Source organism: Cyanobium sp. N5-Cardenillas, assembly GCF_024345515.1.
In the GTDB taxonomy this organism is placed as follows: Bacteria; Cyanobacteriota; Cyanobacteriia; order PCC-6307; family Cyanobiaceae; genus Cyanobium.
Genome location: NZ_JAGQBG010000014.1, coordinates 1 through 24,830, shown reverse-complemented (window position 1 = coordinate 24,830; position 24,830 = coordinate 1). Strand labels below are relative to the sequence as shown.

General features: G+C 70.4%; 21 protein-coding genes and 2 pseudogenes. 18 read left to right on the top strand and 5 right to left on the bottom strand.

Going from position 1 to position 24,830, the window contains the following annotated elements; genetic code table 11:
- The 3 genes and pseudogenes from KBZ04_RS02275 to KBZ04_RS02265 form a co-directional block, all read left to right on the top strand.
- Positions 1 to 316, top strand: a pseudogene (locus tag KBZ04_RS02275) (iron dicitrate transport regulator FecR); the annotation flags it as partial.
- A gap of 4 nt (positions 317 to 320) precedes the next feature.
- Positions 321 to 1,406 (top strand): FecR family protein, encoded by a 1,086-nt coding sequence (locus KBZ04_RS02270; protein ID WP_254990279.1) that lies wholly within the window; start codon positions 321 to 323, stop codon positions 1,404 to 1,406.
- A complete protein-coding gene (locus KBZ04_RS02265) occupies positions 1,406 to 3,286 on the top strand; it encodes an adenylate/guanylate cyclase domain-containing protein (protein ID WP_254990278.1) in 1,881 nt (626 codons plus the stop codon). The genes KBZ04_RS02270 and KBZ04_RS02265 overlap by 1 nt, the downstream gene beginning before the upstream one ends.
- A 1-nt stretch (position 3,287) precedes the next feature.
- On the opposite strand, the gene speA is transcribed toward KBZ04_RS02265, so the two are convergent.
- Entirely contained in the window at positions 3,288 to 5,276 is a 1,989-nt protein-coding gene (gene speA / locus KBZ04_RS02260) for a biosynthetic arginine decarboxylase (protein WP_254990277.1), read from the bottom strand.
- Between the two features lie 128 nt (positions 5,277 to 5,404).
- On the opposite strand from speA, the gene ndk reads away from it, so the two are divergent.
- The 3 genes and pseudogenes from ndk to KBZ04_RS02245 form a co-directional block, all read left to right on the top strand.
- Positions 5,405 to 5,863 (top strand): nucleoside-diphosphate kinase, encoded by a 459-nt coding sequence (ndk, locus tag KBZ04_RS02255; RefSeq protein ID WP_254990276.1) that lies wholly within the window; start codon positions 5,405 to 5,407, stop codon positions 5,861 to 5,863.
- Positions 5,864 to 5,897: 34 nt separating this feature from the next.
- Positions 5,898 to 6,596, top strand: a complete 699-nt coding sequence (locus KBZ04_RS02250; protein ID WP_254990275.1) for a FecR family protein — start codon at positions 5,898 to 5,900, stop codon at positions 6,594 to 6,596.
- Positions 6,596 to 8,344 (top strand): annotated as a pseudogene (locus KBZ04_RS02245) (CHASE2 domain-containing protein); the annotation flags it as partial. The gene KBZ04_RS02250 and the pseudogene KBZ04_RS02245, both read left to right, overlap by 1 nt.
- A 19-nt stretch (positions 8,345 to 8,363) precedes the next feature.
- Here the strand turns inward: KBZ04_RS02245 and KBZ04_RS02240 are convergent.
- Entirely contained in the window at positions 8,364 to 9,539 is a 1,176-nt protein-coding gene (locus tag KBZ04_RS02240; protein WP_254990274.1) for an FAD-dependent oxidoreductase, read from the bottom strand.
- A gap of 149 nt (positions 9,540 to 9,688) precedes the next feature.
- Here KBZ04_RS02240 and gatB point away from each other — a divergent pair, with 149 nt between their 5' ends.
- Complete coding sequence (gene gatB / locus KBZ04_RS02235) at positions 9,689 to 11,170, top strand: Asp-tRNA(Asn)/Glu-tRNA(Gln) amidotransferase subunit GatB (protein WP_254990281.1); 1,482 nt, start codon at positions 9,689 to 9,691, stop codon at positions 11,168 to 11,170.
- Here gatB and coaE read toward each other — a convergent pair.
- A complete protein-coding gene (gene coaE, locus KBZ04_RS02230) occupies positions 11,148 to 11,756 on the bottom strand; it encodes a dephospho-CoA kinase (RefSeq protein ID WP_254990273.1) in 609 nt (202 codons plus the stop codon). The two genes, gatB and coaE, sit on opposite strands and share 23 nt — an antisense overlap.
- 68 nt (positions 11,757 to 11,824) lie before the next feature.
- On the opposite strand from coaE, the gene argJ reads away from it, so the two are divergent.
- From argJ to KBZ04_RS02210, 4 genes are all read left to right on the top strand, one after another.
- Complete coding sequence (gene argJ / locus KBZ04_RS02225; RefSeq protein ID WP_409995926.1) at positions 11,825 to 13,060, top strand: bifunctional glutamate N-acetyltransferase/amino-acid acetyltransferase ArgJ; 1,236 nt, start codon at positions 11,825 to 11,827, stop codon at positions 13,058 to 13,060.
- Between the two features lie 46 nt (positions 13,061 to 13,106).
- Complete coding sequence (locus KBZ04_RS02220; RefSeq protein ID WP_254990282.1) at positions 13,107 to 13,703, top strand: hypothetical protein; 597 nt, start codon at positions 13,107 to 13,109, stop codon at positions 13,701 to 13,703.
- A 34-nt stretch (positions 13,704 to 13,737) separates the two neighbouring features.
- The gene (locus tag KBZ04_RS14245) at positions 13,738 to 13,956 is read left to right on the top strand and encodes a hypothetical protein (protein ID WP_315860031.1); all 219 of its coding nucleotides are present in this window, start codon (positions 13,738 to 13,740) and stop codon (positions 13,954 to 13,956) included.
- Between the two features lie 125 nt (positions 13,957 to 14,081).
- On the top strand, positions 14,082 to 15,779 hold the full coding sequence (locus KBZ04_RS02210) for an ABC1 kinase family protein (protein WP_254990271.1): 1,698 nt from the start codon (positions 14,082 to 14,084) through the stop codon (positions 15,777 to 15,779).
- Positions 15,780 to 15,789: 10 nt separating this feature from the next.
- On the opposite strand, the gene KBZ04_RS02205 is transcribed toward KBZ04_RS02210, so the two are convergent.
- On the bottom strand, positions 15,790 to 16,809 hold the full coding sequence (locus tag KBZ04_RS02205) for a hypothetical protein (protein ID WP_254990270.1): 1,020 nt from the start codon (positions 16,807 to 16,809) through the stop codon (positions 15,790 to 15,792).
- Between the two features lie 199 nt (positions 16,810 to 17,008).
- Positions 17,009 to 18,304, bottom strand: a complete 1,296-nt coding sequence (gene eno, locus KBZ04_RS02200) for a phosphopyruvate hydratase (RefSeq protein ID WP_254990269.1) — start codon at positions 18,302 to 18,304, stop codon at positions 17,009 to 17,011.
- 129 nt (positions 18,305 to 18,433) lie between these two features.
- Here eno and gloA point away from each other — a divergent pair, with 129 nt between their 5' ends.
- From gloA to KBZ04_RS02165, 7 genes are all read left to right on the top strand, one after another.
- Positions 18,434 to 18,835, top strand: coding sequence for a lactoylglutathione lyase (gene gloA, locus KBZ04_RS02195; protein WP_254990268.1), 402 nt, complete (start codon positions 18,434 to 18,436; stop codon positions 18,833 to 18,835).
- Positions 18,825 to 21,665: an ATP-dependent Clp protease ATP-binding subunit gene (locus KBZ04_RS02190; RefSeq protein WP_254990267.1), complete on the top strand. Its 2,841-nt coding sequence runs from the start codon at positions 18,825 to 18,827 to the stop codon at positions 21,663 to 21,665. Before gloA ends, KBZ04_RS02190 begins: the two co-directional genes overlap by 11 nt.
- A 123-nt stretch (positions 21,666 to 21,788) precedes the next feature.
- Positions 21,789 to 22,013, top strand: a complete 225-nt coding sequence (gene secE, locus KBZ04_RS02185; RefSeq protein ID WP_254990280.1) for a preprotein translocase subunit SecE — start codon at positions 21,789 to 21,791, stop codon at positions 22,011 to 22,013.
- The gene (gene nusG / locus KBZ04_RS02180) at positions 22,013 to 22,702 is read left to right on the top strand and encodes a transcription termination/antitermination protein NusG (protein WP_254990266.1); all 690 of its coding nucleotides are present in this window, start codon (positions 22,013 to 22,015) and stop codon (positions 22,700 to 22,702) included. Before secE ends, nusG begins: the two co-directional genes overlap by 1 nt.
- A gap of 159 nt (positions 22,703 to 22,861) precedes the next feature.
- A complete protein-coding gene (gene rplK, locus KBZ04_RS02175; protein WP_254952637.1) occupies positions 22,862 to 23,287 on the top strand; it encodes a 50S ribosomal protein L11 in 426 nt (141 codons plus the stop codon).
- 76 nt (positions 23,288 to 23,363) lie between these two features.
- Entirely contained in the window at positions 23,364 to 24,071 is a 708-nt protein-coding gene (rplA, locus tag KBZ04_RS02170; protein WP_254990265.1) for a 50S ribosomal protein L1, read from the top strand.
- A 9-nt stretch (positions 24,072 to 24,080) separates the two neighbouring features.
- Entirely contained in the window at positions 24,081 to 24,740 is a 660-nt protein-coding gene (locus tag KBZ04_RS02165) for a GDSL-type esterase/lipase family protein (protein ID WP_254990264.1), read from the top strand.
- The last annotated feature ends 90 nt before the right edge of the window (positions 24,741 to 24,830 follow it).

The window sequence follows — 24,830 nt, the reverse complement described above, 5'->3', positions numbered from 1 at the left end:
GGAGATCTCCGTGCTGGAGGGGTCCGTGGAGGTGGAACCTCTCGCCGACGGGGAGCCCACCGGCAAACCCGCCACCACGGTGGAGGCGGGCAACAAGCTGCGGCTCTCGGCCGGCGGGGTGGTGCTGGCGCTCCTGGGGCTCAGCGCGAGCGACTACAACGGCATCCTCGGCGGCCCCCTGTTCCAGGGCTTCCGGGTGCCCCTGCCGGCCTACGGCTCCCTGGAGAGCTATATCCGCTCCAGGGTGCCGGGGGTGAACCTGCCCGTGCCGATCAGTCCGCCGTCGCTGCCCTTCGGCCTGCCGCGCTTCTTCTGAGCCGGTGATCCGACCCCACCGGCTTCTGTTGACGGCCCTGGCGGCGGCCCTGACCTGGCCCAGCGGCAGCGCGGCCCGCCCGACGGGATCGGCGGTCGTGCAGGAGATCCTCGATGGCCGGGAGCTGTTCATCGAACGCCGCCAGGCCCAGGTGCAGGAGCGGGCGTTCACACCCGAGCTGGTCCGCACCCAGAAGAGCCGCGGCCAGCTGGGCTTCGCCGGTGGTGCCGCCGGCCGCCTCAACCGCTTCACCCAGCTGCGACTGGGCAGCACCTGCTTCCTGCTCAGCAGCGGCCAGATCCTGGTGTCCGGCCAGCAGAACGGCTGCACCCGCTCCTCGCGGCTGAGCACCCGGGGGACCAACTACGTGATCACCCTGCTCGACGGCGGCGAGCAGGACGTGGCGGTGCTGGAGGGCTCGGTGGAGCTCCAGCCCCTTGCCGATGGACGGCCCCTGGACGGGGCGCCGATCCTCGTGGCGGGGGGCACCAGGGTGCGGCTCTCCAGCCTGGGGGCCCTGCTCGGGCAGCGACCACTGACGGCGGACGACTACGCCGCCATCCTCCGGGGGCCCCTGTTCGAGGGGTTCATGGCCCCTCTGCCCGGTATGAAGGCGCTGGAGGATTTCGTGCAGCGCCGTTTCCCCGGGGTGATCCCCGCCCCGCCCAGGCCGTCGGTCAGCCGTGACCCCCTGGTGGAGATCATCAACCGCTACCGGGCCCAGGGCGGGCGCCCCGCCCTGCAACCCCTGCCGGCGCCCTTGGCCGCCGAGAATGCCGCCTATCTGGCCCCGGTGCTGGAGGGGGTGCTGGCCAGCCGCGACTGCGACCACGACCGCACCCTCTGGGGGGCTTTCCAGGAGCGCATGGCGGCGACGGCCAGTCTCATGCCCACCAGTGAGGTGATCGCCTGCCCGATGCCGGCCGCCGCCTGGAATCCGGAGGTGATCGTGTCGCGCTGGATGGGCTCGCCCCTGCACACCCAGATCCTGATCAGCCGACCCAAGGCCCGGGCCATCGACTGCGTGCGCCTGGAGCGCTCCGGCCGGGCCGTCGCCATCTGCACGCTCTGGAGTCCGGTGGCTCGATAATGGCTCGACGCCGCACCTTCAGCGTCCTGGTGGTGGCCGTGCTGGCCTGGGTGGGGGTCAGTTCCGGCTGGCCCGGGCCCCGGATGCGGGTCTGGGAGCGGGGGGTGGAGCAGCAGCTGCTGCTGCTGCGCGGACCGAGGCGCCCCCCGCCGAACGTGGTGCTGGTCACGGTCGATGACGCCACCCTGCAGCAGGGCGACTGGTTCGAGGAGGAGGGCCGCATCCCGGAATGGGCCAGGGGCGTCGGCAGCCTGCCCTGGCCCCGCGCCACCTACGGCATGGTGGCGGAGAAGCTGCTGCAGGCCGGCGCCAGGGCCGTGGCCGTGAATGTGGTCTTCGAGGGGCCCAGCGGCAAGGGTGAGGCTGATGACGATGCCCTGGAGCTGCGGCTGCGGCGCTACCCCGGCCGCGTCGCTCTTGCGGCCGAGATGCTCGAATCCAGCGACACCCAGGGGGCCGGCTCGCTCACCTTCGTGCGGCCGGAGCGCTTCCTGGCGGCCATCGGCGGCACCGGCGCCCTCGGTCTCACGAACATCCTCGCCGGCACCTCCAGCGAGGCCAGCCGCCATCCGGAGACCTACGCCAGCGGCGTGCTCCCCGCCCGGGGCGCCGAGGGCCACAGCGCCCTCTCCTCCACCCTGCTGCGGCTGGGGGGCCACCGCAGCCGCCAGGACGACCGGGCCAGCTCCCTGAATTTCTATGGTCCGGAGGGCAGCTTCCGGCGTCTGCCGGCCTGGGAGGTGCTCGACCCCGCACGCTGGAAGAACCATCCCCTGCGCAAGGACCTGGCCGGGTCGGTGGTGCTGCTCGGCCCCGTCGTCGCCCAGGGGGCTGATGGTTACCCCACCCCCTTCGGCAGCCTGTCGGGGCTGGAGGTGCTGGCCACCGCCACGGCCAACTCCCTGCAGGGGGACGGTCTGCAGCCCTGGCCCCGCAGCGCCGCGGGACGGGCCCTGCTGGCCCTGGTGCCGCTGCTGATCGTGCTGGGGGCGGCCCGCCGCTGGACGGACCTGCGCTGGCGTCTGGCGCTGGTGGTTCTGGCGCTGGTCCTCCAGGGGGCCCTTGTCGCCGTGGCGCTGCAGCAGGCCAACCGCTGGCTGCCGCTGCTGGCGCCCTCCTCGGGCCTGGTCCTGCTGGGCCTGCTCTACGGCGGGGATGCCTACCTGCGGGAGGGGCAGGAGCGGCGGCGGTTGCGCCGCACCTTCGAGCGCTACGTGGCGCCGGGGGTGGTGGCGGAGATCCTCTCCGATCCGGAATCGGCCCAGGGCATCCTGCGCGGCCGGCTGCTGGAGGTGACCGTGCTGATGACCGATATCAAGGGATTCACCGTCCTCACCAAACAGCGCAGCGGCGAAGGCCAGAGCGAATTGCACGTGCTCCAGCTCAACGAATACCTGGGCGCCATGGTGGAGGTGGTGATGGCCCATGGCGGCACCGTCGACAAGTTCATCGGCGATGCGGTGATGGCGGTCTTCGGATCACCGGTGAGCAGGGGGGTGGCCGAGGAGGCCAGCCAGGCTGTGCGCTGCGCCCTGGCCATGCGGGCGGCCCTGGCCGGCCTCAACGAGGACTGGGCGCGGCGGGGCATCACCACCCTCGACAACGGCATCGGCCTGGCCAGCGGCCAGGTGATGGTGGGCCAGATCGGCAGCCCGAAGCGGATGGAGTTCACCGTGATCGGCGACACGGTGAACCTGTCGGCCCGGCTGGAGTCGGCCACCCGCCATGTGGACGCGGCGGTGGTCTGCGACGCCCAGACCGCCAGCCTGATTCAGGCCGACGCGGGCCTCGCCTCCCGTTCCCTCGGCCCCCAGCCGGTGAAGAGCCTGGGGGAGGTGGAGATCTTCACCGTCGCCCTCGCGGATCAGGCCTCCAGGTAGGTCAGGCCTCCAGGTAAGTCGTCTGCTCCAGGCTGGCCCGCAGGTGGGCCATCAGGCGCCTGGCGTCGCTGATGGCCAGGTCACCCCGGCCGATCGCCTGCTCGCTGGCCAGGCGGAGCCGCTCCAGCAGCAGGTCGGGGTCGTGCTCCATCGCTTCGAGCACCTCGGCGTTGGTGTTGCCCCGCACCACGTGGTCGACCCGGTAGCCGCCGCCGGCCGCCAGCCGGATGTGCACCGCATTGGTGCTGCCGAACAGGTTGTGCAGGTTGCCCATCACCTCCTGGTAGGCGCCGCCGAGGAACAGCCCGATCCAGTAGGGCTCGCCGGGCCGCAGGTTGTGGAGTTCCAGCAGGGGCTTGACCTGGCCCCGGTCGATGAAGCGGGCGATCTTGCCGTCGGAATCGCAGGTCAGGTCGGCGAAGCTGCCCAGCCGGGTGGGGCGCTCGTCGAGCCGGTGGATCGGCAGCACGGGGAAGAGCTGGTCGATGGCCCAGGTGTCCGGCGCCGAGCGGAACACCGAGAGGTTGGCGTAGTAGGTCCTGGCCAGCGCTGCCGGCAGGGCCTGCAGTTCCTGGGGGATCACGGTGCCTGTGGCCAGGCCCTCCAGCTGGCGGGCGATCGCCTGGCAGCTCGACCAGGTGAGACGCTCGGCCGTGGCCCGCTCCGGCAGGCTCAGGTAGCCGAGCCGGAAGGCGTTGAGGGCGTCCTCCTTGAACTTGAGGGCATCGTTCCAGGCCTCCTGCAGCCGCTCCACCTCCGAGCGCCCGTCCTCGCCCTCCGCATCGGGGCTCCCCCCCGCCGCGATCGCTGTGATCACCGCATGGGTGTCGCGCAGGTTGCGCAGGATCAGGGCCTCCCCCTCGGCCGGCGGCGGCACCGCCTCGGTGTGACCACCGGCCCCGAGCACGTCGAACACCAGCACGCTGAAATGGCTGGCCAGGGCCCGGCCGCTCTCGCTCACCAGCGTGGGGGGGCGGATGCCGTGGGGCTCGCAGCATTCCCGGATGGTGGCGACAACGTCGTTGGCGTAGTTCTGCAGCGAGTAGTTGGTGGAGGCGGCGGTGGCGGTGCGGCTGCCGTCGTAGTCGATGCCCAGGCCGCCGCCCACGTCCAGGAAGCCCATCGGCGCCCCCAGACGGGTGAGCTCGGCGTAGATCTGGCCGGCCTCCTGCAGGGCGTCCTTGAGGACGGCGATGTCGTTGATCTGGCTGCCGACGTGGAAGTGCAGCAGGCGCAGATCGTCGAGCAGGCCGGTGTCCCGCAGGCGCTCCACCGTGGTGAGCACGTCGGGGATCGACAGGCCGAACTTGGCCCGCTCCCCCACCGAACTGCCCCAGCGGCCGGTGCTGCGGGCCGAGAGCTTGGCGCGGATGCCGATGAACGGCGCCCCGCCCAGGGCGCTGCTGGCGGCGATGATCCGTTCCACCTCGTCGGCCTGCTCGATCACCACCACCGGCTGGCGCCCCAGGCGCCGGGCCAGGATCGCCGTCTCGATGTAGCGCCGGTCCTTGTAGCCGTTGCAGATCAGCAGGGCGTCGGGGTCGTCGAGCAGGGACAGGGCGATCAGCAGTTCGGCCTTGCTGCCCGCCTCCAGGCCGAAGTGCCAGCGGTGGCCGCTCTCCACCAGCTGCTCCACCACGTGGCGCTGCTGGTTGCACTTCACCGGGAACACGCCCTGATAGCGGCCCTCGTAGCCGTACTGGGTGATGGCCCGCTCGAAGGCGCCGTGGAGCCGCTCCAGCCGGTCCTCGAGGATGTCGTCGAAACGGATCAGCAGCGGCAGGGTCAGGTCGCGCCCCTGCAGCTCCCGCACCAGGTCCACCAGATCGAGGGAGCCGCCACGGTCGCCCCGGGGTTGCACCATCACATGGCCCCGGGCGCCGACCCCGAAGTAGGGGTCGCCCCAGCGGTCGAGTCCGTACAGGGCCGCCCCGTCGGCGGCGCTCCAGGTGTCGGGCCGAAGGCTGCTGGGGGAATCGGCGAGCACCATGGGGCCCCGGGTGGCTCTGCACTTCTGTTGGAATCTAGTCAGCCTCCCCAGCCCGGCTGCTGTGGTGTGGCCGCTTGCCAAGCGGCAGGCCCAGCGCGGACGATGGCCCCATCCCCACTCCCTTTGCCATGGCCACCGAACGCACCTTCCTCGCCATCAAGCCCGACGGGGTGCAGCGGGGCCTGGTGGGCGAGATCCTCGGCCGTTTCGAGACCAAGGGCTTCAAGCTGGTGGGCCTGAAGCAGCTGGTTCCCAGCCGGGAACTGGCCGAAAGCCATTACGGCGTGCACCGGGAGCGGCCGTTCTTCGCCGGCCTGGTGGAGTTCATCACCAGCGGGCCCGTGGTGGCCATGGTGTGGGAAGGCGATGGCGTGATCGCCAGCGCCCGCAAGCTGATCGGCGCCACCAAGCCCCTCGAGGCCGAGCCCGGCACCATCCGCGGCGACCTGGCCGTCAACATCGGCCGCAACGTCATCCACGGCTCCGATGCGCCGGAAACGGCCGTCTTCGAGATCGGCCTCTGGTTCCAGCCCTCCGAGCTGTGCGAGTGGACGCCGGCCGACCAGGTGTGGCGGGTCGAGCCCTGAGCGGCCATCCTGGGAACCTTCGCGTTCCCGGGCCATGGCGCTGTGCAGGGGCCTCCGTCATCCCAGGACGCTGACCCTGGCGGCCGCGGCCGTACCGCTCGCCGTGATCGTCGCCGGCCTGGCCTTCGTCCAGCCGGCGGTCACGGCTTCTCCCCGGGTGCCCCGGGTGGTGGATGTGCCGTCGCGTCCGGCGTTCGTGACACCACCGGCGGCATCGGAGCGGCCGGCCCTGGTGGGCCAGGTGCTCGGCCCCTCCACCGTCCTGCGCACCGAAAACCCCGGCCGGCTTCAGATCCTGCTGGCCGATGGGCGCAGCTTCCGGCTGGGGGGGAACGCCCAGCTTCGGATCGAGCCGACCCTGCTCGACCTGGTGCGCGGCCGGATCATCGCCTGGATCGATCCGGGATCGAAGGGCAGCACGCCGCTCCGGGTCCGCACCCGGGTGGGCACCGCCTCGATCCAGGGCACCACGGTCTTCATCGAGGCCAGCGCCGAGAAGGTGCTGTTCCTGAGCTGGGAGGGGAACGTGGAGGTGCGCGCCGCTGATGGCACCGCGTACCAGCTGACCAGCGGCCAGCGCCTGGAGGCCACGCCCCAGGGCTGGACGGGCCCCCACCGCATGGACGCGGCGGAAGTGCGGAAGCGGCGGCGGAACAGCGAGCTGCTCAATGGCTTCCAGGCGCCGATGCAGACCCTGCCGGTGATCGAGCGGGAACTCGGGCTCAGCCCCTGATGTCCCCCTGGCCTGGCCTGGGGCGCCGGCTCTGGTGGCTGGCCCTGGCGCTCCCCCTGCTGGCGGGCCTTGATCGGTCGCCCCTCACCCCCCTGGGCCAGGGGCCGCGGCTGCTCGACGACCAGCTGCTGCAGGCCTTCTTCCTGCTGCGGGGACCGCGCCCCGCCCCCCCCGATCCGCTGATCCTGGCCATCGACGCCGACTCCCTGGAGTTGGGGGAGCTGCTGGCCCCGGCCGAACGCCAGGCGTCGCCGCTGTGGCGACAGATGGGCCCCTGGCCCTGGCCGCGGGCCCTGCAGGCCCGGCTGGCGGCCCATGTACTGGAGCAGGGGGCCACCCGGGTCCTGTTCAACATCGAGTACAGCCAGCCCAGCCGCTATGGCCCCGCGGATGACCGTGCCTTCGCCGCCACCCTCGCCCCCTGGCGCCAACGGGTGCACCTGGCCGTCCATTACGACGTCCGCCAGGAGGGGAGGCTGGAGCAGAGCAGGCTGCGGCTGCCGATTCTCCAGCTGGGTGCCCCCGGGCTGACCACCCTGCTCCAGTCCCCCCGGGGGGTGGTGGAGGCGGTGCCGGGGCAGGACTGGATCCGCTCCCGGCTGGGCGTGTTCCCGCCCCCCCTGCCCCGGCCGATGGCCTTTCTGGCCCGTCCGGGGCCGCCGCCGCTGGCGCCGATGGGCCTCGACTATCCCGGCCCCGCCGGCACCATGCCCCGGGTGCCGGCCTGGAAGCTGCTGGAGGCGCCGCCGTCCACCTGGCGGGGACGCACCGTGCTGATCGGCGTCACGGCCCCCGGTCTGGGGGACCTGCAGGAGACGCCCGTGGGGCCCATGGCCGGCACGGAGATCCAGGCGGTGGCCCTCGCCAACGTGCTGCAGAACCGGGGCCTGATCCGGCTGCCCCTGGCGGGAGATGCGTTGCTGTTGCTGGGCTGGGGTGGGCTGATCGGGGCGCTGCTGCGGCGACCCGCGAGTGCCGGCGGCACCCTGCAGGTGGCCCTGCTCCTGGCGGCTGGCGTCCTGCTCACCGGCTGGGCCCTGTGGGCCGTGGCTCTGGTGCGGCTGCCCCTGGCCGCCCTGCTGCTGGCCCCCGTCGCCGGAGGTGGGGTGCGGGCCGTGGGTCAGGGGCTGGCGGAGAGCCGGGAGCGGGCCTATCTGCACCAGGTGCTGAGCCGGCGTGTCTCCCCCACCCTGCTGCGCGACATCCTGCGCAGCCCCGGGCCGGTGTGGAACCAGGCGGTGGGCAGCCGGGCCCGCTGCGCCGTGCTGTTCAGCGATCTGGTGGGGTTCACGCCCCTGAGTGCCGTGCTGGAGCCGGCCGAGCTGTTCACCCTGCTGAACCGCTACTTCGAGGCCATGGCCGGGGCGGTGCTGGAGCAGGAGGGCCTGCTCGACAAGTTCATCGGTGACGCGGTGATGGCCGAGTTCGGGGTGCCCCGCAGCAGGGGGGATGCCCAGGAGGCCCGGGCCGCGGTGCGGGCCGCCCTGGCGATGCAGGAGCGGCTGGAGGCCCTCAATGTCGAGCTGGCTGCGGCGGGCACGCCGCCGCTGCAGCACGGGATCGGCTTGCACTTCGGTGAGGTGATCGCCGGCAACCTGGGCTCCTCCCAGCGCCTGGAGTTCACGGTGGTGGGGGCCAGCGTCAACGTGACCAGCCGCCTGGAGGGACTGACGCGCCTGTTCCCCGAGCACCCGATCCTGGTCAGCGGCGATCTGCTGGCGCTGCTGCCGGAGGAGCTGGAGGTGCTGCCGCTGGGGAGCCACGCCCTCAAGGGCTGGCCCGTCCCCCTGGAGGTGTACGCCCTCCAGGGGCTGCAGGTAGCGGCCGGTCCCAGCGAAACGGCGCCAGCAGTTCGGAGCTCGCCCCAAAGCGCTGGTCGGCCGCCGTGATCGCCTCGGCGATCAGCTCCGCGGTGATGGCCGCCAGCAGCACGCCGTTGCGGTGGTGGCCCGTGGCCAGCCAGACCCCCTCGATCGGGCCGGGGCCCAGCAGCGGTGCGTCATCAGGGGTGCCGGGCCGGAAGCCCCACCAGCGCTCCATCGGCGGCCACAGGGCCGCCTCCGGCAGCAGGGCGGCGATGCCGGCCTGCAGCTGTTTCTGTCCCTCGGGGGTGAGGCCGTCGTCGAAGCCGGCCTGCGGTTCGCTGGTGGCGCCCACCACCAGCAGGCCGTCCTCCCGCGGCACCAGGTAGGTGCCGGGTCCGAACACGACCCGCTCCAGGCTGGCCCTTGGGCCCTGCAGCGACAGCATCTGGCCCTTCACCGGATGCACCGGCAGCGACGGCAGCAGCCGGCCGCTCCAGGCGCCGCAGGCGAGCACGGCCGTGCTCGCGGCGATGGCGTGCTCGCCCCCCTCGGCCCGGCGCAGCCGCACCCCCCGCAGGCGCCCGCCGTCACCGGTGAGCAGCTCGAGCACCTCGGTGCCCTCCTCGAAGCGCACCCCCAGGGCGGCACAGGCCCGCTCCAGGGCGCGCATCAGGCGGCGGCGGTTGTCGATCTGCCCGTCCTGGGCGAACAGCAGGCCCGCCCGCCAGGCGGTTCCGATCCCCGGCACCTGCCGCTCCAGGCCCGCCCGGTCGAGGGGCTCGCCGAAGGGGGCCGTGGGGTAGGCCTCCCGCTCGGTGGCACCGGTGAAGGGCACCACGATGCCGCAGGGGCGCAGGCCGCAGGGCAGGCCGCTGTCGGCCTCGATGCGGGCCACCCAGGCCGGTATCCGCTCCAGGCTGGCCTGGCCCAGGGCCAGCATCGGCCCGCTGAGACCTTCAGCGTGGGGGGCCAGCATGCCGGCGGCGACGAAGCCGGCCGCCTCGCTGCGTCGGCGGCTGAGCACGGTGGCGCCGCGGCCGAGGCGGGCCAGCTGGTGGGCGATGGCCAGGCCCATGAGGCCGCCACCGAGGATCAGGACGGGTTCGGCGTCGGGAGGGGGGCCAGCCAGGGCGCTCATCTCCAGCTCGGAAGGCTCCCATTCAAGCGGCTGCCGGCCGCTGCCTAGGATCGCCCCCAGTGCCTCCGGCCGAGCGCGGGGGGCCGACAGCGCCGGCAGGACTCGCGACCATGGCTGAAGGGAACAGGGCGGAAGGCAAGGGCCCCGGCATGGCCGATGGCCAGGACAATGCTGCTTGGGAGGCCGTCATCGGTCTGGAGACCCATGTCCAGCTGGGCACCGCCAGCAAGATCTTCACCGCCGCCTCCACCAGCTTCGGCGACGATCCCAACACCCACATCGACCCGGTGGTGTGCGGCCTGCCCGGCACCCTGCCGGTGCTCAACCAGAAGGTGCTCGAGTACGCGGTCAAGGCGTCCCTGGCCCTCAACCTGCAGGTGGCCGAGCACAGCAAGTTCGACCGCAAGCAGTACTTCTATCCCGACCTGCCCAAGAACTACCAGATCTCCCAGTACGACCAGCCGATCGCCGAGGACGGCTGGATCGAGGTGGAGGTGGCCGAGAAGGGCAAGGAGACGTACCTCAAGAAGGTGGGCATCGAGCGGCTGCACATGGAGGAGGACGCCGGCAAGCTCGTCCATGCCGGCAGCGACCGCCTGGCGGGCTCCACCCACTCGCTCGTCGACTACAACCGGGCCGGCGTCGCCCTGGCCGAGATCGTCTCCAAGCCGGACCTGCGCACAGGCCGGGAAGCGGCCGAGTACGCCTCGGAGATCCGCCGCATCATGCGGTACCTGGGCGTCAGCGACGGCAACATGCAGGAGGGATCCCTGCGCTGCGACGTCAACATCTCCGTGCGCCGCGGCCCCGACGCCCCCTTCGGGGTGAAGGTGGAGATCAAGAACATGAACTCCTTCTCGGCGATCCAGAAGGCGATTGATTTCGAGATCGCCCGCCAGATCAAGGCGTACGAATCCGGTGAGCCGGTGGTGCAGGAAACCCGCCTCTGGGATGAGGCCAAGCAGCTCACCAGGAGCATGCGCAGCAAGGAGGGTGCCAGCGACTACCGCTACTTCCCGGACCCGGACCTGGGGCCGATCGAGGTGAGCCCCGATCAGCGGGAACGCTGGCGCTCCGAGCTGCCCGAACTGCCGGCGGCCAAGCGCCACCGCTATGCCGAAAGCCTGGGGCTCTCGATCTATGACGCCAGGGTGCTCACCGATGAGCGCCCCATGGCCGAGTACTTCGAGGCGGCGGTGGCGGCCGGGGGCGACCCCAAGGCCGTGGCCAACTGGGTCACCGGCGACATCGCCGCCCATGTGAACGCCAACCGGCTGTCGATCAACGAGCTGCCCCTGGGGCCCGAACAGCTCGCCGAGATGGTGCAGCTGATCGAGGCGGGCACCATCAGCGGCAAGATCGCCAAGGACCTGTTGCCCGAGCTGCTCGACAAGGGCGGCTCGGCGGCTGCGATCGTGGAGTCCCGCGGCCTGGGCATGATCTCCGACCCGGCGGCGATCGCCGCCATCGTGGCGGAGCTGCTGGCGGCCCACCCGGAGGAGGTGGAGGCCTTCCGCGGCGGCAAGACCAAGCTGCAGGGCTTCTTTGTGGGGCAGCTGATGAAGCGCACCGGCGGCCGTGCCGATCCCAAGCTGGCCAATCGGATCCTCAGTGAGCAGCTGAAGGGCTGAGCGCCGCCTCCACCTGCGGCACCAGCGCCTGGGGCCCGCCGCGGTTGTCGAGCACCACCGTGGCCAGGGCCCGCTTGCGCGCCAGGGGCCACTGGGCCGCCAGCCGGGCGCGGGCGTCGTCAGCGCTGAGCCCGTCCCGTCCCATCAAGCGCTGGAGCTGCTGGTCCTCGTCGCAGTCCACCAGCCAGATCTCGCTGCAGAGCGTGTCCAGCCCCGCCTCGAACAGCAGCGGGATCATCAGCACCACCGCAGGAGCCTCCCGCAACCGCTCCAGTTCGGCGGCGAAGCGCAGCCGCACCAGCGGATGCACCAGCTGCTCCAGCCAGCGAAGCTCGGCGGCGTCATTGAACACGATCCGCCCGAGGGCGGCCCGGTCGAGTTCGGGGGGGTCTCCGGTGGCCACGGAAGCGCCGTAGCGCTCCGCCACGGCCCGGGCGCCGGGGCTGCCCGGCTCCAGCACCTCGCGGGCATAGACATCCGCATCCAGTATCGGCAGGCCATGGGTGGCCAGGAGGCGCCCCACCGTGCTCTTGCCGCTGGCGATCCCTCCGGTGAGACCGATGCGGCGCTGGGGGGGAAGGGCCATCGGGCCAGTCTGGGCTGGCCGCTGCCTGCGCCGGGTGCACGCCGTTTCAGGATGCCCCCAGTGGCCGCATTGCCTTGACCCACCCCTGGACCCCGATCCCCGGAGGCGTCACGGCCCCGGAGGGCTTCCTGGCCGCCGCCGTCAGCGCGGGCCTGAAGGCCTCCGGCCGGCCGGATCTCTCCCTGCTGCTGGCGCCGGTGGGGGCGGTCTGCGCCGGCACCTTCACCACCTCGCTGGTGCGGGCGGCGTGCGTCGACCTCTGCGCCGAGCGCCTGGCGGCCGGCGGCGGCCAGGCCCGGGCGGTGCTCACCAACTCCGGCCAGGCCAACGCCTGCACCGGAGAGCGCGGCCTGGCCGACAGCCTGCGGGCCACCGCTGAACTGGCCAGGCGGCTGGGCCTGTCGCCCGAAGAGGTGCTGAACTGCTCCACCGGCGTGATCGGTGTGCCGATCCCGATGGAGGTGCTCGTGGCGGGCCTCGATCCCCTGGTGGCCGCCCTCGGCCCCGCAGGCGGCGGCGCCGCCGCCGAGGCGATCCTCACCACCGACCTGGTGGCCAAGGACATCGCCCTGGAAGCCTACCTGGGCGGCCGCACGGTGCGCATCGGCGGCATGGCCAAGGGGTCGGGGATGATCCATCCCAAGATGGCCACGATGCTGGGCTATCTGACGTGTGATGCCGGCGTGCCGGCCGATGTCTGGCAGGACATGGTGAAGCGGGCGGTGGATCGCTCCTTCAACGCGATCACGGTGGACGGCGACACCAGCACCAACGACACGACCCTGGCCTTTGCCGCCGGTGAGCCCCTGGATCCGGGGCACTTCGAGGCCCTGGAGGCCGGCCTGACGGCGGTGTCGCAGCACCTGGCCCGGGCGATCGCCCGTGACGGCGAGGGCGCCACCTGCCTGATCGAGGTGCGGGTGGAGGGCGCCACCGACGACGCCGGCGCCCGCGCCATCGCCCGCACCGTGGCCGGTTCGTCGCTGGTGAAGTGCGCCGTGCATGGCCGCGACCCCAACTGGGGCCGGATCGTGGCCGCCGCCGGCCGGGCCGGGGTGGCCTTCGACCCGCTGGCCGTGGCCCTGTGGCTGGGGGAGCACCAGCTGATGGCGGCGGGCCAGCCCCTGGCCTTCGACCGCCCCGCCGCCTCCGCCTACCTGAAGGCCAGGGCCGCGGGCGCCTACCTGGTCGACGACACGGTGGAAATCCGGCTGCGGGTCGGCGAGGGCCCGGGCAGCGGCCTGGCCTGGGGCTGCGACCTCTCGGACCAGTACGTGCGCATCAACGCCGACTACACCACCTGAACCCACTGGCCGGCCCCCATGGGTGCCGGGGCCGCGCCTGGGCAAGATGGCAGTGACTGCGCTGACGTCGATGGTCACGGCCAGGCCCTCTTCCCCTCCCAGCGGGCCCCCCCCCAGCGGGCCCCGTGCCCGCGCGGGATCCCGCACCGGCTGGGACTGGCGGGTGTGGTGGATCGTCGGGCTCTGCTTCGGGCTGGGCTATGCCGCCAGTCTCCGGCTGCTGAGCCTGGGCGGGGAGGAGGAACGGGGCAACCGCCAGCGCTTCGATGTCCAGGCCGCCCCCGGCACGACGCTGGAATCCCTGCGCCAGCGCTTCGGCGGCGAGGCCCGGGAGATTCGCGGTGACCTCGATCTGATCGATCTGGAGCAGCAGCAGAAACAGGAGCAGGCCGACCTCGAGGAGCGACGGCGGGGCATGGAGGAGCGCGAAGCGCAGGAGCGGCAGCGGTTGCTCGAGCCGAGCGAGGATCCGCTTCAGGGCGACCAGCTGGCCGCGCCAGGGGCCATCGAAGCCGCCCCCCCACCGGCCCCCTCCCTGCCGGCGCCCCGGACACCGCCGGCCCGCGAGCGGGAGGCCGCCGGTCCCGCACCTGTGGCTCCGCCTCCGGTGAGCGCTCCACCGGCTCCCGGAACCCAGCCCTGATCTGCCACAGTTCGGTGACTTCTCCGGCCTTGTCATGAGCGCGCCGAAGTCCCTCGCCATGGCGGCCATGAACCGCCTGGCCGCCCGCCTGGGCAGCGGCCTGGCCGATGCGGCAGCCAGCCTGGCGGTGCTCGCCCAGGACGCTCCCGCCCGGGTGCAACAGGAACTCAGTCTGTTCTGGGAAGAGGTGGCCATGGAAGCCGAACGGATCGAGAACGACCGCAGCGCAGCCGCGGCCCCAGGAAGGGGCTGATCCTCCGACGACCCCCAGGAGCGGATCGATGCCCTGCGGGCCAAGGTGGCCGAACTCTCCAGACGCCTCGATCAGGTCCCAGCCACCGCCCCCGATGGTCCGCCGCGGTCTCCGGGGCAGGCCTGATGGCGGCCCCTTCCACCCCCGGGGTCCTGCTGTCCCGCTTCTGGCGGCCCCTGCGCATCTGGCGTCTGGTCGTCCAGTTGCTGGCAGGCCTGTGGTGGGACGGCCGGCCCTGGACCTACCCGGGGGGCCGGACCCCCGAACGCCAGGCCGCCCGCCAGCGCCACCGGGCCCGTTGGCTCACGGCCCAGTTCCTTGAGCTCGGCTCCGCCTTCATCAAGCTGGGGCAGCTGCTCTCGGCCCGCCCCGATGTGCTCCCCGCCGACGTGGTGGAGGAGCTGGCCCATCTGCAGGACCGGGTGCCGGCGTTCCCCTTCGCGGTGGTGGAGTCCCTGCTGGAGCAGGAACTGGGGGAGCGGCGGGCGGAGATCATTGATCTGGCGGTGGAGCCGCTGGGGTCGGCCAGCCTGGCCCAGGTGCACCGGGCCAGCCTGCGCAGCGGACGCCAGGTGGTGTTCAAGGTGCAGCGGCCGGGGCTGGAGCGCCTGTTCCGCCTCGATCTGGAGGTGCTCCAGCAGGTGGCGGCGGTGGTCCAGCGCCATCCCCGCTGGGGCGCCGGCCGCGACTGGGTGGGCATCGCCAAGGAGTGCCGCCGGGTGCTGCTGCGCGAGCTGGATTTCCGCCTGGAGGCGGAGCACGCCGCCCGTTTCCGCCAGCAGTTTCTCGATGACCCCGGCATCCGTATTCCGGCGGTGATCTGGGAACTGAGCTCCCGCCGGGTGCTGTGCCTCGATTACGTTCCGGGCATCAAGATCAACGATCGGGAGGCCCTTGTCCGTGCCGGCATCGACCCGGCGGCCGTGGCGGAAAAGGGGGCGGCCAGCTACCTGCAGCAGTTGGTCCGCTTCGGCTTCTTCCATGCCGATCCCCATCCGGGCAACCTGGCGGTCGCCGCCGACGGGTCGTTGATCTACTACGACTTCGGCATGATGGGCCAGATTTCCGAGCGGCTGCGCAGCCGGCTCGGACGGATGGTGCGGGCCGCGGCGGCCCGGGATGCGTCCTCCCTGGTGGACGAGCTGCAGCAGGCCGGACTGATCGCCGCCGGCATCGACCAGGGGCCGGTGCGGCGGCTGGTGCGGGTGATGCTCACCGAAGCCCTCACGCCACCCTTCAGTGCCAACGTCATCGACAAGCTCTCCGGTGACCTCTACGAACTCGTCTATGGCCAGCCGTTCCGGCTGCCGCCCGAGCTCATCTTCGTGATGCGGGCCCTCTCCACCTTCGAGGGGGTGGGCCGCAGCCTGGATCCGGGCTTTAGCCTGATCGCCATCGCCCGTCCCTACCTGTTGCCCCTCATGACCGCCAGCGGCAACGGCCCCAACGAACTGTTCAGCGAGCTCTCCCGCCAGGCGGCCGAGGTGGGCAGTCGCGCCTTCGGGATCCCCCGGCGCCTGGACGAGAGCCTGGCCCGCATCGAACAGGGTGATCTGCAGGTGCTGATCCGGGCCGGCGAGACGGACCGGCTGCTGCGGCGCCTGGCCCTGGCGCAGCAGAGCGCCGGCCAGTCCTTCCTGCTCGGTGCCCTGGCGGTGGCGGCCTCGCTGCTGGCGGTGAGCAGCCGTCCTGCCCTGGTGGCGGTGCCCCTGGTGCTGGCACTGCCGGTGGCCCTCTCCTGGCTGAAGCTGCAATCGCGGCTCAAGCGCGATGGCCGCCTCGACCAGTTGCCCGGGGTTACTGCAGCCCCACGCAGGGAGTGAATCGGGGCCCTCAGTGCCAGGACATCGGAAGGGCGTCACCATCTAGGGGCCGGGCCTCCAGCAACGACTCCAGGGACCTCTCCCTGAGGTAGTCGGTCACTTGTTCAGCGTTCGTCACTTTCCTTGTCCAGACTGGCGATGTGTCCTGCCGGATCAGGTCTTCGTCGGGATTGGTGAGAGTGGCGATCGGTTTCTGAAACACATCGCCCAATCCCTGGGCACAAAGGAGTGCATGGACCGTTTCACTCTGTTGATGATTGGGGTGGTCGGACCAGTCGTCATAGTTGATGACGCAAGGTTGGGACTGGATGGATTCTGGATCCGCTGATCGGGTTGATTGGCAGGCTTGACTGAGTTTGAAAATGGATAGGTAATAGTTGGATATCTTTTTGCAATAGTCCACGAAGGATGCTGGGTAGATCGTCGCCTTACGTTGGGTCGTGTCGACGCGACTCCAACGGCGATGGTCAGTTTTGATCAGTGAAATGTAGCTGTCAAGGAGTCGACGCTGATGGAAGATATGGGGGTAGGTGCGGCACAAAGTCCCCATGTTCGCCTGAGACAGATGGCCGGGGAACAATTCCAGGACGAGAGTCCCGTCCACGGCATCGAGCAGCTCGCAGACCCTTATGGCAATGCTTGGCTCACGGAAGATGTTATAGGCGGGACCAATGCGCTCACTTGTATTCTGCAGCCATCTTGAGAGTTGAGCCATGGCCTTGGAGTTTGAGTTCCTACGGCATACCAGGCTTAGTTGGTAGAGAGCTTTTGACGCTTTGGTCATGGCGACATTCATGCGAATGGCCCGGGCTGGCATCTTTCCCTTGATGATGGGATCGGCAAGGAGTCGATGTCCTGCTTCGCTTAACGTGTATGGCTGTGAGTAAAATCGAAGTCCACTCGTTTTGTCCGGAGTCGTTAAATAGGCTTGTGGGTGGAAGGGTTCCCTGGCGAACTCCACGTTCATCGTTTGCAGCAATTGCCCAAAGCGGGTGGAGCCAGTCCGAGGCGCAGCGATGCTCAGATACAACATAGAGTCGTTAATCGAAAGGTACTGAAGCGTGTCGGCATGCCTGATGGCCCATTTTGCATCCGTTGACTGATACCAGACGGCAATCCTCTTCCCTCATTCAGGCTCTGTCATTCCGGCCGCATGTCTGGACACACTTCCCAAGCCCGGTCTTCGCCCCGCTGCTTCGCTACACGGCTTCAAGTTGCGGTCAAGCGGGTCAGGACTTACCGCGTGGCCCCCGGTCTTCCACCCCGGCGTAGATCGCCTGGCTGCCCAGTTCGTCCTCGATGCGCAGCAGCTGGTTGTATTTGGCGACCCGGTCGCTGCGGCTGAGCGAGCCGGTCTTGATCTGTCCGGCCCGGGTGGCCACGGCCAGGTCGGCGATGGTGACATCTTCTGTCTCGCCGCTGCGGTGGCTGATCACGCTGGTGTAGCCGGCCCGCCCGGCCAGATCGATGGCTTGCAGCGTTTCGGTGAGCGAGCCGATCTGATTCACCTTGATCAGGATCGAATTGGCGATGCCCTGCTCGATCCCTTGCTGCAGGCGGCTGGTGTTGGTCACGAACAGGTCGTCGCCCACCAGTTGCACCGTGCTCCCCAGGCGTTCGGTCAGCAGGCGCCAGCCCTCCCAGTCGTCCTCGGCCAGGCCGTCCTCGATCGACACGATCGGGAAGCGGTTCGCGAGGGCCGCCAGTTGGTCGACCATCTCGGCGCTGGTGTAGCTGCCGCCGCCGAAGGTGTAGCGACCATCGGCATAGAACTCTGTGCTGGCCACGTCGAGGGCCAGGGAGATCTGGTCGCCGGGGCGGTAGCCGGCCTTCTCGATCGCCTGGATCAGCAGTTCGCCGGCCGCGTCGTTGCCGGCCAGGTCGGGGGCGAAGCCGCCTTCGTCGCCCACGGCGGTGGAAAGGCCCTGGTCCTTCAGCAGACCCTTGAGGGTGTGGAACACCTCGGCGCCCATGCGCAGGGCCTCACGGAAGCTGCCGGCCCCATGGGGCACCAGCATGAACTCCTGGAAATCCAGATTGTTGGAGGCGTGGGCACCGCCGTTGATGACGTTCATCAGCGGCACCGGCAGCAGGGTGGCCATCGGGCCGCCCAGGTAGCGGTAGAGGGGCAGGCCCAGGGCCTTGGCGGCCGCATGGGCGGTGGCCAGGCTCACCGCCAGGATGGCGTTGGCGCCGAGGGCAGATTTGTTGTCGCTGCCGTCCAGCTCGTTCATCGCCTCGTCGACGGCGCCCTGGTCGAGGGCGCTCAGGCCGCAGAGGGACGGGGCGATGCGCTCCTCGATGTTCTCCACCGCCTTGCTGACGCCCTTGCCGAAGTAGGCCTTCTCGCCGTCGCGCAGCTCGTGGGCCTCATGGGCGCCGGTGCTGGCGCCGCTGGGAACGATGGCGCGGCCACTGGCGCCCCCCTCCAGGTACACCTCCGCTTCCACCGTGGGGGTGCCGCGGGAGTCGAGCACCTCACGGGCCACGATGGAGTCGATGACGAGGTCGAGGGAGTCGTACACAGGGAGTGTGCTGGTGGGCGAATCCTATGGGTGGCCCTCCACCCCTGCCTGTGTTCCCTGCACCACCGCCTGGCGATGGCCCGGGTCCCCGGGCCCCTGGTCAGAATGGCTCCAGCTGGTCCAGCGCCGATGCGACTGCTTCACACCATGCTCAGGGTGGGCGACTTGGAGCGCTCCCTGCGCTTCTACATCGAGGTGCTCGGCATGAAACTTCTGCGCCGCAAGGACTATCCCGGCGGCTCCTACACCCTGGCCTTCGTGGGCTACGGCGAGGAGCAGAACACCACGGTGCTGGAACTCACCCACAACTGGGGCACCGAGGCCTACGACCTCGGCACCGGTTTCGGCCATCTGGCCATCGGCGTGGATGACATCTACGCCACCTGCGCAGCCATCGCCGCCAAGGGCGGCCGGGTCGTGCGGGAGCCCGGGCCGAAGCAGCACGGCACCAGCGTGATCGCCTTTGTGGAGGATCCCGACGGCTACAAGGTGGAACTGATCCAGACGCCGCCCCTCTCCGATGCGCCCTGACCCCCGCCTGGGCGACGACCGGGGGCCGGTCGGCATGGCCGCCAGCCTCACCAGCGATCCCGACCGCTTCAGTGACGCCGCCTGGGATCTGCTGATCGCCTCCCAGGAGCAGGCGAGGCGCTGGCGCCACGGCGCCATGGACGTGGAACACCTGCTGCTCACCCTGTTGCTGAACCGGCGCTTCTCCACCTGGGTGGCGCCGCTGCCCCTCGACGAGGACCGGCTGCTGGATCGACTGGAAAGCTTCTGCGCCGAGCAGCCAGCCGGCGATGGCGGCATCCTCTACATCGGCGATGCCCTCGAGGATCTGCTGGAGGAGGCCGATCGCCGCCGGGCGGCCTGGGGATCCCGGCTGCTGGATGTGCCCCACGTGCTGTTGGCCCTGCTGGTGGATCCCCGCATCGGCGCGTCCCTGCTGGTGGAGGAGGGGCTGAGCGAGGACCTGCTGCTGCGCCAGTGGCGGCCGCTGCCGGCCGTTGCCGATCCCCCCGCCGCCAAGCCCCCCGCCGCCAAGCCCCCCGCCCCCATGCCCTCCCCCGCAGCCCCGCCGTCGCCGGCCCCTGGGCCTGCATCGGCGCCTGAATCGGCGCCGGCGGCACGGCCGGACACCGGCCTGACCCTGCAGCGGGAGGGGGATCCCGAACCCGGTGCTCTCGACCGCTACGGCCGCGACCTCACCGCCGCCGCCCGGGCCGGTGAACTCGATCCGGTGGTGGGACGGGATCCGGAGATCCGCCGGCTGATCCAGGTGCTCTCACGCCGCAGCAAGAACAATCCCGTGCTGATCGGTGAGCCCGGCGTCGGCAAGACCGCGGTCGCCGAATCCCTGGCCCAGCGGATCGTGGCCGGCGAGGTGCCCGACGCGCTGCGGGGTCTGCGGCTGGTGGCCCTGGATCTGGGGGCCCTGATCGCCGGGGCCAAGTTCCGCGGCCAGTTCGAGGAGCGCCTGCGCAGCGTGCTGGCCGAGGTCCGCGACAGCGACGGTGCCAGAGGCGCCGGCGGGGTGGTGCTGTTCATCGACGAACTGCACACGGTGGTGGGCAGCGACCGCTCCGGCACCGATGCGGCCAGCATCCTCAAACCGGTGCTGGCCCGGGGCGATCTGCGCTGCATCGGCGCCACCACCCCCGAGGACTACCGCCGCAGCATCGAAAAGGACCCGGCCCTGGAGCGGCGTTTCCAGCAGGTGGTGATCCGCGAGCCCGATGGCCCCACCTGCCTCGAAATCCTGCGGGGCCTGAAGGAGCGCTACGAGCTTCACCACGGCGTCACCATCACCGATGGGGCCTTGGTGGCGGCCTCCAGGCTGGCGGCTCGCTACATCAGCGACCGCTGCCTGCCCGATTCGGCCATCGATCTGATCGATGAGGCCGCCGCCAACCTGCGCATGGAGGCCACCTCCAAGCCCCAGGTGGTGGAAGCGGCCGAGGCGGACCTGCGGCGGGTGGAGCTGGACCTGCTGGCGGCTGAGCTGGCCCCCCTGGAGGAGCGCCTGCAGCTTCAGGAGCAGCGGCGCCTCGCCCACGAGCAGCTCGATCGGCTGCAGCGCCGCTGGGCGGGGGAGCGGGAGCGCCTCGAGGAGCTGCGCGAGCTCATGCACCAGGACGAGGACCTGCGCCACGCCATCGCCGAGGCGGAGCGGGACGGGGACCTGGAGGAGGCCGCCCGGCTCCAGTACGACCAGCTGCACGGGGTGCAGCAGCGCCGTGCCGCCGTCGAGGCGGAGCTGCAGAGCGATCCGATGCTGCGCGAACAGGTGGAGGAGGGGGACATCGCCGATGTGGTGGCCCGCTCCACCGGCATCCCCGTGCAGCAGCTGCTGGCCGGGGAACGGCAGAAGCTGCTGGAGCTGGAGCAGCGCCTGGCGGAGCGGGTGATCGGCCAGCCGGAGGCGGTAGCGGCGGTGGCAGCCTCGATCCGCCGCTCCCGAGCCGGCATGCAGGCCCCCACCCGGCCGGTGGGGTCGTTCCTGTTCCTGGGGCCGACGGGTGTGGGCAAGACGGAACTGGCCAAGGCCCTGGCGGCGGCCCTCTTCGATGAGGAGGAGGCCCTGGTGCGGCTGGACATGAGCGAGTTCATGGAGCGCAACGCCGTCGCCCGCCTGGTGGGGGCACCCCCTGGCTACGTGGGCTACGAGGAGGGGGGCCAGCTCACCGAGGCGGTGCGCCGCCGTCCCTACGCCGTGCTGCTCCTGGATGAGGTGGAGAAGGCCCATCCCGATGTGTTCAACCTGCTGCTGCAGGTGCTCGACGACGGCCGGCTCACCGATTCCCAGGGCCGCACGGTCGACTTCCGCCACACGGTGGTGATCATGACCAGCAACCTGGCCAGCCGGGCGATCCTGGAACGGGCCCGCTCCGGCTCCAGCCCCGATGGCGGCGGGGATCCGCATCAGCCGCTGGAGGGGGAGCTGGCCCAGGAGCGTGCCCTCGATCTGGCGGTGGAGGAGGCTCTGTCGCGCCAGTTCCGCCCGGAATTTCTCAACCGCATCGATGAAGTGATCCGTTTCCGGCCCCTCGCCCGCACCGATCTCGAGCGCATCGTGCGGCTGCAGCTGGCGGAGCTGGCCGCCCTGCTGCGGGAGCAGCACCTGGAGCTGGAGCTGGATGAAGCCGTCGTGGTGGCCCTGGCCCAGCAGGGCTACGAGCCGGAGTACGGCGCCCGCCCGCTGCGGCGGGTGCTGCGGCGTCGCATCGAGAACCCCCTGGCCACCGAATTGCTGGAGGATCATTTCAGTGGCGCCAGGGGCGTGCGGCTGGAGCTCGCCGGTCCTGGGGAAGCGGGCTTTCGCTTCCTTCCCCTGGGGACGGAGGGGAAGGACGTCCGGTAGGGTGATCGTTTGTCGATGCTTGCCGACGTAACGGCAGCCATCGGAATCCACACCGTGGAACCCATCCCCCCCGTCACCACCACCACGAGCAGTCCCGACGGGCCCCTGGCCCAGAGGAATGGCCTGTCCGAACCCGATGAGGGGCCGGATGGTGCTGCGCCCGAAGAGGAGGCCCCCAGCGGTTTCCTTGCGGTCACCCTCGCAGAGCTGCGCAAGGTTGTCTGGCCGAGCCGCCAGCAGCTGTTCAGCGAATCGGTGGCGGTGATCCTGATGGTGAGCCTTTCGGCTGCGGCCATCGCCGCGATCGATCGCTTCTATCACTGGGGATCGGCCCAGATCTTCCGTTGATGACCCTTCCCCTGTCTGCCGTGCCCGAGACCGTGCCCGAGTTCGAACCGGACGCCCCCGAGGTGCTGGAGCTGCCTGGCGAAGGCCCTGACCCCGTCGCCGAGGCGGGTGAAGCCACCAAGCCCCAGGTGGCCCGCTGGTTCGCTGTTCAGGTGGCCTCCAGTTGCGAGAAGAAGGTGAAGGCCACCCTCGAGCAGCGGGCCGTCACCCTGGGGGTCAGCAACCGGATCCTCGAGATCGAGATCCCCCAGACCCCAGGTGTCAAGCTGAAGAAGGACGGCAGCCGCCAGTCCATCGAGGAGAAGGTGTTTCCCGGCTACGTGCTGGTGCGCATGGTCCTCGATGAGGACACGATGATGGCGGTGCGCAGCACCCCCAACGTCATCAACTTCGTCGGCCAGGAGGAACGCCGCGCCACCGGCAAGGCCAGGGGACACATCCGCCCCCGGCCCCTCAGCCGCCAGGAGGTGGATCGCATCTTCAAGCGTGCCGCCGAGAAGAAGCCTGTCCTCAAGGTCGACCTCACCGAAGGCGACCAGATCCTCGTCACGGCCGGTCCGTTCAAGGACTTCCAGGGCGAGGTGATCGAAGTCTCCGGGGAACGCAGCAAGCTGAAGGCCCTCCTGTCGATCTTCGGCAGGGAGACCCCGGTCGAGCTCGAGTTCTCCCAGATCAGCAAACAGAGCTGATCAAGCGGCGGCCGCCTCCCTGCGGAGGGCGGCCCAGGGTGGACCTCTCCAGGACCGCCACGCTGCCGGGCCGGCCACCGCCCCGGCCATCCGCAGTGCTCCCGCGAGGGAGTTCCGTCCCGCTCTCCCGCAAGGGAGTTCCGTCCCCCAGCCCAGCCGATGGCCAAGAAAGTCGTAGCTGTGATCAAGCTGGCCCTCCAGGCCGGCAAAGCGAACCCCGCACCACCGGTGGGCCCTGCCCTCGGTCAGCACGGGGTCAACATCATGGCGTTCTGCAAGGAATACAACGCCCGCACCCAGGAAAAGGCCGGGTACGTGATTCCGGTGGAGATCTCGGTCTTCGAAGACCGCAGCTTCACCTTCATCACCAAGACCCCGCCCGCCTCGGTGCTCATCTCCAAGGCCGCCGGCATCGACAAAGGTGCCGCCACGTCCGCCAAGGGCGCGGTGGGTGCCATCAGCCGCGCCCAGCTCGAGGAGATCGCCAAGACCAAACTGCCCGACCTCAACTGCTCCAGCGTGGAGTCGGCCATGCGCATCATCGAAGGCACTGCCCGCAACATGGGCGTCGCCGTCAGCGACTGACCCTCCCCGGGGGTCATCCCTTTCCATTCACCTACCTGGGGGAGACCGGCCACGGTCGTCCGCACCCCTTCCTGCCATGACAAAAACCTCCAAACGCTTCACGGCTCTCGCCGCCAAGGTCGAGGACCGCGCCTACGAACCGCTCGAAGCCATCGAGCTGGTCAAGGACTCCGCCACCGCCCGCTTCGACGAAACCATCGAAGCCCACGTGCGCCTCGGCATTGATCCCAAGTACACCGACCAGCAGCTGCGCACCACCGTGGCCCTGCCCCACGGCACCGGCCAGACGATTCGCATCGCCGTGATCGCCCGGGGCGAGAAGGTGGCCGAAGCCAAGGCCGCCGGTGCCGATCTGGCCGGAGATGATGAGCTGGTGGATCAGATCGCCGGCGGTGCCATCGAGTTCGATCTGCTGATCGCCACCCCCGACATGATGCCGAAGGTGGCCAAGCTGGGCCGGGTGCTCGGTCCCCGTGGCCTGATGCCGAACCCCAAGGCCGGCACCGTCACCACCGACCTGGCTGGCGCCATCAGCGAATTCAAGGCCGGCAAGCTGGAGTTCCGGGCCGATCGGGCCGGGATCGTGCATGTGCGCTTCGGCAAGGCCAGCTTCCCCAGCGCCAAGCTGCTGGAGAACCTCAAGGCCCTGCAGGAAACCATCGACCGCAACAAGCCCAGCGGTGCCAAGGGCCGCTACTGGAGGAGTCTCTATCTCGCCTCCACCATGGGCCCCTCGGTGCAGGTCGACTTCGCCGCGCTCCAGGACATCAAGCAGGAGAGCTGAGTCCCTGCCGTGCCTGGGTCGTCATGGGTGCGGATCGGTGGCTGGGTGGCGGTTCCGCTCACCCTGCTGACCCTGGGCTGGGGCCTGCTTTCCAGGCCCGGCGCCGGTTCCATTGCCTCCCTGCCGCCGGAGCCGTCCGGATCGTCGCCCAGCCGCGGCGGTCCGGTCACCTTTGTCGGCGATTCGCTCACGGCCCAGGGCGACTGGCAGGCGGCCTTCCCCGACCGAGTCGTCCATAACCAGGGCGTCAGCGGCGACACCAGCTTCCAGCTGATGGCCCGTCTGCCGGCGATCCGCCGGACCGGTGCCCGCACCTACCTGGTGATGGTGGGGATCAACGACATCGTCTGGGGCTACGAGCCCGGCCGCATCGCCGCCCGGATCCAGTGGCTGCGCACGGGCCTGCAGCTCGGTTCCGGCGCGCGGGTGATCGTCCAGTCCACCATTCCCTGTGCCCGCTTCCGCTGTGGCGCCGACGGGGTGCGCCGGGTGGCGGAACTCAACCAACGGCTCGCCCGGCAGACGCCAGAGCGGGACTACGTCGATCTCACCCCGGTGATGGCGGATGCCGATGGTCTCAAGCGCGCCTACACGGTGGATGGCGTCCATCTCAACGCCGCTGGTTACGCCCGCTGGCAGGCACGGCTGCGGGAACTGGGCCTGCCGTGATGTAGGGTCAAGAGCTGGATTCGTCCAGAAGGGCACGCGCCCAACCCAAGACAGCAGGTCGAAAGGGTCGTCGATTCCGGTCGCTCGTTC

Coding starts and splice junctions, on each gene's coding strand:
- KBZ04_RS02240 (WP_254990274.1), bottom strand. CDS start 9,539: ATGAGCGCCCTGGCTGGCCCCCCTCCCGACGCCGAACCCGTCCTGATC.
- coaE (WP_254990273.1), bottom strand. CDS start 11,756: ATGGCCCTTCCCCCCCAGCGCCGCATCGGTCTCACCGGAGGGATCGCC.
- rplK (WP_254952637.1), top strand. CDS start 22,862: ATGGCCAAGAAAGTCGTAGCTGTGATCAAGCTGGCCCTCCAGGCCGGC.
- KBZ04_RS02265 (WP_254990278.1), top strand. CDS start 1,406: ATGGCTCGACGCCGCACCTTCAGCGTCCTGGTGGTGGCCGTGCTGGCC.
- nusG (WP_254990266.1), top strand. CDS start 22,013: ATGACCCTTCCCCTGTCTGCCGTGCCCGAGACCGTGCCCGAGTTCGAA.
- speA (WP_254990277.1), bottom strand. CDS start 5,276: ATGGTGCTCGCCGATTCCCCCAGCAGCCTTCGGCCCGACACCTGGAGC.
- KBZ04_RS14245 (WP_315860031.1), top strand. CDS start 13,738: ATGAGCGCGCCGAAGTCCCTCGCCATGGCGGCCATGAACCGCCTGGCC.
- KBZ04_RS02250 (WP_254990275.1), top strand. CDS start 5,898: ATGGCGCTGTGCAGGGGCCTCCGTCATCCCAGGACGCTGACCCTGGCG.
- KBZ04_RS02190 (WP_254990267.1), top strand. CDS start 18,825: ATGCGCCCTGACCCCCGCCTGGGCGACGACCGGGGGCCGGTCGGCATG.
- gloA (WP_254990268.1), top strand. CDS start 18,434: ATGCGACTGCTTCACACCATGCTCAGGGTGGGCGACTTGGAGCGCTCC.
- ndk (WP_254990276.1), top strand. CDS start 5,405: ATGGCCACCGAACGCACCTTCCTCGCCATCAAGCCCGACGGGGTGCAG.
- KBZ04_RS02210 (WP_254990271.1), top strand. CDS start 14,082: ATGGCGGCCCCTTCCACCCCCGGGGTCCTGCTGTCCCGCTTCTGGCGG.
- gatB (WP_254990281.1), top strand. CDS start 9,689: ATGGCCGATGGCCAGGACAATGCTGCTTGGGAGGCCGTCATCGGTCTG.
- KBZ04_RS02220 (WP_254990282.1), top strand. CDS start 13,107: ATGGCAGTGACTGCGCTGACGTCGATGGTCACGGCCAGGCCCTCTTCC.
- rplA (WP_254990265.1), top strand. CDS start 23,364: ATGACAAAAACCTCCAAACGCTTCACGGCTCTCGCCGCCAAGGTCGAG.